An 8032-nucleotide genomic window follows, 5' to 3' on the forward strand; every position below is an offset into this window, starting at 1 on the left:
GCCGCTCAGATCAGGTTGGCGCGCTTGTAGAACCAGGTCGCCGCCCTGGTGAGCAGACCGGCGGAGGCGAGGAAGTCCATCAGTCCCGCGCAGCTGGACCGCAGCATCGACTTGTGGTGCTCGTTGGCCCTGGCCTCGCGCAGCGCCCGTGCGGTGTCGAGCCCGGCGTTGGCGTAGACCTTGGCGCTCACCATGTTGGTGACGATGCAATAGGCGGCCATGGCCACCACCAGTGCGTTGAACCGCCTGCGCAGCGGACCCGCTCCACGCAGCCGCTCCCTGGTCTCCGCGCGGGCGAACTTCATGTGCCGCGACTCCTCGACCACGTGGATGTTGTTGATGGTGCGCACGAAGGGCGCCACCCGCTCGTCGCGCATCCAGTCCCGCTGCATGACGTCGAGGACCTCCTCGGCGACCAGGATCGCCGCGTAGGCGGCCTCCCCTCGGGCGAGGGTCTTGAACGCGCGGCCCAGTTCGACCGCGAGCCTGCGCGGCCGGTAGGCGGGAGCGCCCAGCTTCGCGGCGCCGCGCGCGAACATGATGGAGTGCCTGCACTCGTCGGCGACCTCGGTCAGCGCCCACTGGAAGGCCGGGTCGGTCGGGTCCTTGGCGTAGAAGTCCCGCAGCACCATCTGCTGCAGGATCATCTCGAACCAGATGCCGGTGCAGGCGACCGAGGCCGCCTCCTGGCGGGTCAGCTCGCGCTGCTGCTCGGGGGTCATCTCGGCCCAGTAGGACGTCCCGTACAGCGTGCTCCACTCCGGACTCGTGCCGTGGTGGCGCGGGTCGAGCGGGGTGTGCCAGTCGACTTCGCGGACCGGGTCGTAGGACAGCGCCCGCGACGAGTCCAGCAACCTGCGCGCCATCGCCCGGCGCTCGGACGCGCCCGCTCGGTCGTGGGTGTCGGCACTGGTCATGACGGCTCCCTGAATTAATGTTACCTGCCGTAACAGTTACCTAAGGTAACATCAATCATCCGTTCGCGCACCACCCGTCGCACAGCGGGCGGGCGCTCCGCCGGGGGTTGACGCGCACCGGGCGCGTTGGCATGGTCTGAACCAGTTGGTGAGAGCGCTCTCAGCACCTGTTCGGGCGCGCGCGGCCATCAGCCCCGCGCGCCCCCCTGCGAACGGAGGTACGCGAGCTCATGGCAACGTTGACACGAGTCGTCGCGGTCGCCGCGCTGCTGATCGGCACGGCCACCGCGCAAGCCCCCGCGGCCGGGGCCGCCCCCGAGCCGTCCCCCCAGCTGTCCCCCGGCCTGGTCTCCGCCATGCGGACGGCGTTCGGGCTGACCGAGCAGCAGGCCCTCACCCGGATCGCGAGAGAGGCCAGGGCCACCCAGCTCGCCCCCGCCGCCCAAGCGGCGGCGGGCAGCGCCTTCGCCGGGAGCTGGTTCGACCAGGACAGCGGCGAGCTCGTGGTCGCGGTGACCGACCACGCCGCCGCCGAGCGCGTGCGGGCCCGCGGCGCACGGGCGCACCTGGCGCCCAGGACCGCCGCCGAGCTGGACGCGGTGCAGGACAAGGTCGACGCGCTGTCGGCCGCGGGCGGCGTCCCCACCGCGGTGTCCAGCTGGCACCCCGACCCGCGCACCGGCGAACTGGTGGTCAACGTCCAGGAGGGCGAGCAGCCCTCCGAGGTGGCCCGGTTCCTGGACCGCGCCAAGGAGTTCGGCCCGATCCGGGTCAACACCGAGGGGGTCGCGGCGCCGGTGCCGTTCGCCGCGGGCACCGTCGGCGGCGACCCGTACTACACCGGCAACGTCCGGTGCTCGATCGGCTTCTCCGTGCACGGCGGCTACGTCACCGCGGGCCACTGCGGACGGCCCGGCTCCCAGGTCTACGGCTGGGACCGCTCCTGGCAGGGCGAGTTCGTCGGGTCGTCCTTCCCCGGCAACGACTACGCGTGGGTGCGCACCGGCGGCGGCTGGTGGAACGTGCCGGTGGTGCTCGGCTGGGGCAAGGTGAGCGACGCGCTGGTGCGCGGCTCCTGGGAGGCGCCGGTGGGCACCTCGGTCTGCCGCTCCGGGTCGACGACGCAGTGGCACTGCGGTGTGATCCAGAGCCGCAACGAGACCATCCACTACGCCGAGGGCGACGTGCACCAGATGGCGGGCACCAGCGTGTGCGCCGAGGGCGGTGACTCGGGCGGCTCGTTCATCACCGGCGACCAGGCCCAGGGCGTGACCTCCGGCGGGTACGGCAACTGCTCGTCGGGCGGGCGGACCTGGTTCCAGCCGATCAACGAGATCCTGTCCACCTACGGCCTGACCCTGCTCACGGCCTGATCACGTGTCCGGGGTGGTCCTCGTCGTCGGGGACCACCCCGGACCGTACGACCGGGGCCGTCGGGAGGCCGTCAGGTGGACACCAGCCGCACCGCGGCGATGGCCTCGTCCACCGTCGGGTGCAGCGCGAGCGTCCCGTCGACCTGGCTGACCCGCAGCGGGCGCAGCACGCTGCGGGTGTTCGCCACGACGGCGAAGGCGATCCCCAGCCTGTTCGCCCGGTGGTGGGCGTTGATGAGCACGGCGATGCCCGACGAGCCCATGAAGTCCACGGCGGTCAGGTCCAGCACGACCGCGACCGGCTTGCGGGCGAAGGCGGATTCGACCTCGGCCGAGGCCGCCCGGTGGGTTTCCGCGTCGAGCACGCCGGACACGCGGATCGCCAGGATGGGGCCTGGCAGCTCGTCGGTGGTGGCGCGAAGGGGGATGCGCTCGTTCAAGTCGGGCTCTCCTCGTCGGTGGAGACCACGGCGTACATCATTCGAGCACAATGCCTGACCCGAATACATCTCCGCAGCTGTCGGCATTACGCCGGGTGCGCAACCGACCTTACACGGGGTGGTCGCCCTTACCCCGTAATCGGTTTTTCAAACCCACCGTCGGCTGAGGGACGCCTGCCGCTCAGTCCGGCGGTTCAACCGCACCGGCCTCCTCGGTGACGTCCTGCGAGGTCGGCGTGTCCCGCGGCACCGCGGGCACGTCAACGTCCAACTGCTCCAGGTGCGGGGTGCCCGGTGGACGCGGCGCCTCGGGGCTCAGCGGCGCGTCGTCGGATTCGGTCATGAGGACGGTCCACCTCCTGCTTCGCGATGACGGTTTCCCGGCCCCCGCGGTGTCACGCCGCGGTTTCCGGTGCGCAGTCCTGCAAGGTGTGTCGGCCCAGGACGGTCACGACGTCCTCCAGGCTCCCCCGCCGACGCAGCGCCCGCCGCTGCCGGACGGCGCCGTTGCCGTCGTGCAGCACCCTGGTGAGCAGGGTGTTCACCTCGCGCAGTTCCCCGGCTTCCCGCAGCACCGGCCGGACGTGGCGCAGCAGCGCGCGCAGCAGTTGGACGGTCGGGACGCGGCGGCTGGCGAACAGGTCGATCCCCTTGCCCCCGATGCCGTCGCGGGCCGCGCGCCAGTAAGCCGCGCGCAGCGCCGCGTCGCTGATCGGCAGCGCCGTCTCGCCCCGGCCGACGGCCCGGACGGCGGTGGTCACCAGCGCGCGCACCAGCGCGGCCAGCAGCACCGACTCGTCCACCGTGGCGGGCACGTCGGCCACCCGGACCTCGACGGTGGGCAGGTGCGCCGAGGGCCTGGCGTCCCAGTAGAGCATCCCCGCGTCCAGCAGCGTCCCGCTGTCCACGAGCATGTCGAGCACGGCGTCGTAGTGGTCGGCGCTGGTGAAGTAGGGCGGCGCGCCGGAGCAGGGCCACCGGCCGGTGAGCACCGAGCGCCAGCTGGCGTAGCCGGTGTCCACGCCCTGGTGGATCGGCGAGTTGGCGGTCAGCGCCAGCAGCACCGGCAGCCAGGGCCGCAGGTGGTTGCAGACCTGCACGGCGGTCTCCCGGTCCGGCACGGCGACGTGCACGTGGCAGCCGCACACGCCGTGCTCGGCGGCCAGCAGCCCGTACTCCTGGCCGATGCGGCGGTAGCGCGGGGTGGCGGTGAGCGGCTGGCGGGCGGGCCCGGTCGGGGGAGCCCCGACCGCCAGCAGCCGCCCACCCGCCCGCAGCGCCGCCGCCGCGGCCGCCGAGCGGGCCGCCAGCAGGTGCTCGCGCACGTCGCGCGTCCCCCGGCACACCGGGGTGTTGCTCTCCACCTGGACTCGGGTCAGCTCGGGCTGGAGGTCCACGCCGAACCCGCGCGCCAGCCCGACGACCTCACCGCCCAGCGGCAGGGGCAGACCGGTGTCGGGGGCGACGACGAGGAACTCCTCCTCCACCCCGATGGTCGGCAGGTCGGCGGCGCGGGTGGTCGGGGAACCGGAGTCGGTCATGCTGTCCTCATGGGTTGACGTGGGGTGCCCGCCCGTCCTCGGGCGGCTCACCGGGACGAGGTCGCACCTGGTCGGAAGAAGGCGGCGGGACCGCCCTGGAAAGGGGTCCGCGCGGGCGGACCCGCCCGAGCGGGACACGGCCCGCGTCGGTCAAGCCGTCGGGCCGGGGTCCGCCCAGGAGTCGTCCACCAGGACTTCGACGATGTTCGCGGCGTCCAGCACGACCACGCTGCGGTCGGGCCTGCGCACCGGCACCCAGTGCCGCGCGGTCTCCGGGTCGACCACGGGCGTCCCGCTGATCACACCGCGCAGGAAGGGGGCCGGGTCCAGCACGTCCGGGTTGAGGTAGGTGACGATCGCGCCGCGGGCGGGGCGAGGGGTGGGAGCCATGGGCGAGGTCCTTCGTGCACCGGGGAACCGCGCCGACTGCTTGACGCCCCGGTCGAGTACCCGCACCGCGCCGCCGCAACCGCCCGTCCCCGGATGAAAGGGACGGATGTTCCCCCTCGGGATGCGAAGTGCTGTCACGTGTTGTTATGTTGCGATTCCGGTGGGTCGGGTCCAACAGCGTGGCGCGCCTCGTCATCGCTACGACCTGTGGGGAAACTTCATGGCCTTTGCTTCCAGGGTGCTGCGGGTCGCTCCGGAACCGGCGGTCCGCTCGTCCGTCGCCGTTCTGGTGGTGATCGGCGAGATCGACGCCGTGACCGTCGACTCGTTCCGGCACGAGCTGATCTCCTTCGTCGACGCCCACGATGACGACGTGATCGTGGACATGAGCGATGTGCGGCTCATCGTCGCGGCCGGGGTCCGGGCGCTGCTGCGCACCGCCGACCACCTGTCCGGCAGCGGTCGGCGGCTGCGGCTGGTCTGCGGCCCGGAGGTGCAGCGCACCCTGCACGCGGCACGGGTCGCCGACGTGCTGGAGGTCTTCGAGCGCCGCAGCGCGGCCGTGGGCGCCCAGCACGCCGCCCTGCACCGCGCCGCCGCCTCCCCGGTCCTCGACGGGCAGCAGCCCGAGGAAGTGGACCGGCTGCGCCGCGAGGTCGCCGACCTGCGGGCCAAGCTGCGCACCCGCCCGCTGATGGCGCACGCGCTGGGCATCCTCCGGGAGCGCTACCGGCTGGCCGACGAGGAGACCGCCCGGCGGCTGCTGGGCGAGTCCTCGCAGCGGTTCAACGTCAAGATGCGCGTGCTGGCCGACGCGCTGGTCAACGCACCGCGTCCGACCTCGGTCGACGCCGCGCTGTGGTTCCCCGGCCGCACCAGGCTGCCCGCTCCGCGCTCGGTGCTCACCCCGGTGGACCGGGGGCGCGGTCTGACGCCCCGGACGCTGCTGGCGTCGCTGCTGGACGCGGCGCTGTCGTGCACCGGGGCCACGGCGGGCTGCGTGCACCACGTCGAGCACGGGACCGAGGAGCTGCGACTGGAGCGGCACCAGGGGTTGACCGCCGAACTGGTCGAGGTTCTCGCCCACGTCCTGGGCGGGGAGGTGCCGTGCGCGGTGGCGCTGCGCGACCGGTCATCCGTGGTCGTCCCCGACGTCGCCGCCCACCCCGCTCTGGCGGGCCACCCCGTGCAGGGGCTGATGGTGCGGGCCGGTGTCCGGGCGGTGCGCAGCACACCGGTGCTCACTCCCTCCGGGCAGTGCCTGGCCGTGGTGTCCACCTGCCATCCCCGAGCGGGTCACGTCCCGACCGCGGACGAACTGGCCCGCCTGGAGGCCCTGGCCGCCGAGGCGGGCCGGTGGTTGCAGTGGCACCAGCGCACCACCGTCCTGGACGCGCTGGAACACCTGCACCAGCGCGCGCGGCAGCAGGCGGAACCGGCCGCTCCCCCGCCGCGGCGGGTCGGCTCCACCGTGCACCCGCCGCGACAGCGCCGCCCCGACCACAGCTCGGCCCACCACCGCCTCCCCACCCCCGAAGCACCGGCAAGTACTACCCGACCCGCCTCCGGCGGCCGGTAACTACAACCCGGCGTCCCGAACGCTCGGTTCGCGGTGCCGGAACGCTCGGTTCGCGGGGTCAGCCGGGCGGCTCGCGCCGAGTCGGGGGCACGCACAGCGCGCCGAGGAGCGGGATCGCGGCGAGGACCAGCCACGGCGTCGCGCCACCCAGGTCCACCAGGGCGCCCAGCGGCGCCGAGGCCACCAGGACGAGCACCCCGGACAGCGACGACAGCGCGCCGGTGTGCAGGCCGAGCCCGCGGTCGCCTGCGAAGTCGGGCACCAGGGCCCGCGCCGCCGGGACGGCGAGCATCTGCCCGGCGGTGAGCAGGACGACGAACACCGCCGCGGGCAGCGGGCCGTCCCCCGGCAGCAGCGCGGTCGCCACGCAGCCCGCCGCGACCAGCACCAGCCCCGCGCGCAGCGCCGCCCCGGCGGACAGCACCCGCGCCGACCAGCGCGACACCGGCACCTGGCCGAGCACGACCAGCCCGGACGACAACGCGAACAGCCAGCCGAGCGCGGCGGGATCGCCGACCTCGGCGGGCAGCGCCAGGTACATCTGGTTGTAGAGCACGAGGTAGCTGCCGTAGGCGAGGCAGAGCAGCAGGAACGCGCGGTGGCGCGCGATACCGCCGAGCGCGGTGACCAGTCGCGGGTGCCCGGTGGTGGCGGCCGTGCGCGGCATCAGGCGCCAGTGGCCGAGCAGGACGAGCGCGAAGACGCCCGCCCCCGCCAGGCACGCGGCCGGGAACCCGGACCCCAGCGCCAGCACGCCGAGCACCGGGCCGAGCAGCGCACCCGCCTGGCCCGCGGCGTGGAACAGGCCGAGCAGGCGGGTGCGGGGCTCACCGGTGCGGCGCTCCCGGTCGACCGCCTGGCGGGCGATCTCGGTCTCCACCGCCGGTGAGAACAGGGCGGCGGCGAAGCCGATCAGGACCACCGCGGCGAGGACGGGCCAGGCGTCGCGGGCGAACGCGAGCCAGGTGAACCCGGCGATCCGCAGCGCGCAGCCCACCAGCACGGCGGGTCTGGGGCCGAACCGGTCGGTCAGCGCGCCGCCGATCACGAACAGGCCCTGCTGGCTGAACGTGCGCAGCCCCAGCACGAGCCCCACCAACCAGCCCGCCAAGCCCAGCTGGTCGCTCAGGTGGGTGGCCAGGTGCGGCAGCACGGCGTAGAAGCCGACGTTGAAGGCGAACTGCGTGACGACCAGGAGCCGGACCAGGCCGGTCGCGCCCACGGCGGTCGTGGTCACCGCGCCCGCCGCCCGACGAGCGCGGCCGACGAGACGGCGAACACCGCCAGCACCACCAGCGCCGCGGCGGGGGCCAGCGCCGCCCACGGCGCCCGCTCGACGTAGGGCAGCGACTCGCCCAGCAGCAGCCCCCACTCGGGGGTGGGCGGCGCCGCGCCGAGGCCGAGGAAACCCAGCGAGGCCAGGGCGAGCGCCACCCCCGGCAGGCGCAGCACGGCGTGCCGGGCGACCGGCCCGGCCACGGCGGGCAGCACGTGGCGGGTCAGCGTCCACACCGCCGGGGCGCCGAGCGCCCGCTGGGCGGCGACGTGGGCGGCGGCCCGGTTCTCCTCGACCAGCGCGGCGGCGTGGGCGGCGAGCGCGGGCCAGGACACCAGCCCGACGGCGAGCCACGCGCCCTCGGCTCCGGGGCCCGCGGCGGCCGCGACGAGCAGCCCCGCGATGACCGGTGGCACGGCGTTGACGGTCTCTGCCGCGGCGCGGGCCACGCCGGGCAGGAAACCCAGCACCAGCGCCACCGCGTACGAGCACAGGCACACCAGGACGGCCGCGCCG

General features: G+C 74.3%; 9 protein-coding genes. 2 read left to right on the top strand and 7 right to left on the bottom strand.

The window, feature by feature from the left end; translation table 11 throughout:
- Nucleotides 1–5: 5 nt before the first annotated feature.
- Entirely contained in the window at nt 6–917 is a 912-nt protein-coding gene (locus IEZ00_RS27900) for an AurF N-oxygenase family protein (protein ID WP_189226319.1), read from the bottom strand.
- 230 nt (nt 918–1147) lie between these two features.
- Between IEZ00_RS27900 and IEZ00_RS27905 the strand changes: the two genes are divergently transcribed.
- Entirely contained in the window at nt 1148–2290 is a 1143-nt protein-coding gene (locus tag IEZ00_RS27905) for a S1 family peptidase (RefSeq protein ID WP_189226320.1), read from the top strand.
- A 71-nt stretch (nt 2291–2361) separates the two neighbouring features.
- Here the strand turns inward: IEZ00_RS27905 and IEZ00_RS27910 are convergent, their stop codons facing one another.
- The 4 genes from IEZ00_RS27910 to IEZ00_RS27925 form a co-directional block, all read right to left on the bottom strand.
- Nucleotides 2362–2730: an STAS domain-containing protein gene (locus IEZ00_RS27910; protein WP_189226321.1), complete on the bottom strand. Its 369-nt coding sequence runs from the start codon at nt 2728–2730 to the stop codon at nt 2362–2364.
- Between the two features lie 181 nt (nt 2731–2911).
- The gene (locus IEZ00_RS27915; RefSeq protein ID WP_189226322.1) at nt 2912–3073 is read right to left on the bottom strand and encodes a hypothetical protein; all 162 of its coding nucleotides are present in this window, start codon (nt 3071–3073) and stop codon (nt 2912–2914) included.
- A gap of 52 nt (nt 3074–3125) precedes the next feature.
- Nucleotides 3126–4271, bottom strand: coding sequence for a carboxylate-amine ligase (locus IEZ00_RS27920; protein WP_189226323.1), 1146 nt, complete (start codon nt 4269–4271; stop codon nt 3126–3128).
- Nucleotides 4272–4421: 150 nt separating this feature from the next.
- A complete protein-coding gene (locus IEZ00_RS27925) occupies nt 4422–4661 on the bottom strand; it encodes a hypothetical protein (protein WP_189226324.1) in 240 nt (79 codons plus the stop codon).
- A gap of 220 nt (nt 4662–4881) precedes the next feature.
- On the opposite strand from IEZ00_RS27925, the gene IEZ00_RS27930 reads away from it, so the two are divergent.
- Complete coding sequence (locus IEZ00_RS27930) at nt 4882–6240, top strand: STAS domain-containing protein (RefSeq protein ID WP_189226325.1); 1359 nt, start codon at nt 4882–4884, stop codon at nt 6238–6240.
- Between the two features lie 58 nt (nt 6241–6298).
- Here the strand turns inward: IEZ00_RS27930 and IEZ00_RS27935 are convergent, their stop codons facing one another.
- On the bottom strand, nt 6299–7477 hold the full coding sequence (locus IEZ00_RS27935; RefSeq protein ID WP_229796157.1) for an MDR family MFS transporter: 1179 nt from the start codon (nt 7475–7477) through the stop codon (nt 6299–6301).
- On the bottom strand, nt 7474–8032 hold a 559-nt coding region (locus tag IEZ00_RS37260; protein ID WP_229796158.1), incomplete at its 5' end, for an ABC transporter permease subunit. The genes IEZ00_RS27935 and IEZ00_RS37260, both read right to left, overlap by 4 nt.

The sequence above is a fragment of the Saccharothrix coeruleofusca genome, from assembly GCF_014648515.1.
Lineage (GTDB): Bacteria > Actinomycetota > Actinomycetes > Mycobacteriales > Pseudonocardiaceae > Actinosynnema > Actinosynnema coeruleofuscum.

What these genes read in the sequence shown, in the direction of transcription:
- IEZ00_RS27900 (WP_189226319.1), bottom strand. Translation starts at nt 917, where the DNA reads ATGACCAGTGCCGACACCCACGACCGAGCGGGCGCGTCCGAGCGCCGG.
- IEZ00_RS27905 (WP_189226320.1), top strand. Translation starts at nt 1,148, where the DNA reads ATGGCAACGTTGACACGAGTCGTCGCGGTCGCCGCGCTGCTGATCGGC.
- IEZ00_RS27915 (WP_189226322.1), bottom strand. Translation starts at nt 3,073, where the DNA reads ATGACCGAATCCGACGACGCGCCGCTGAGCCCCGAGGCGCCGCGTCCA.
- IEZ00_RS27920 (WP_189226323.1), bottom strand. Translation starts at nt 4,271, where the DNA reads ATGACCGACTCCGGTTCCCCGACCACCCGCGCCGCCGACCTGCCGACC.
- IEZ00_RS27925 (WP_189226324.1), bottom strand. Translation starts at nt 4,661, where the DNA reads ATGGCTCCCACCCCTCGCCCCGCCCGCGGCGCGATCGTCACCTACCTC.
- IEZ00_RS27930 (WP_189226325.1), top strand. Translation starts at nt 4,882, where the DNA reads ATGGCCTTTGCTTCCAGGGTGCTGCGGGTCGCTCCGGAACCGGCGGTC.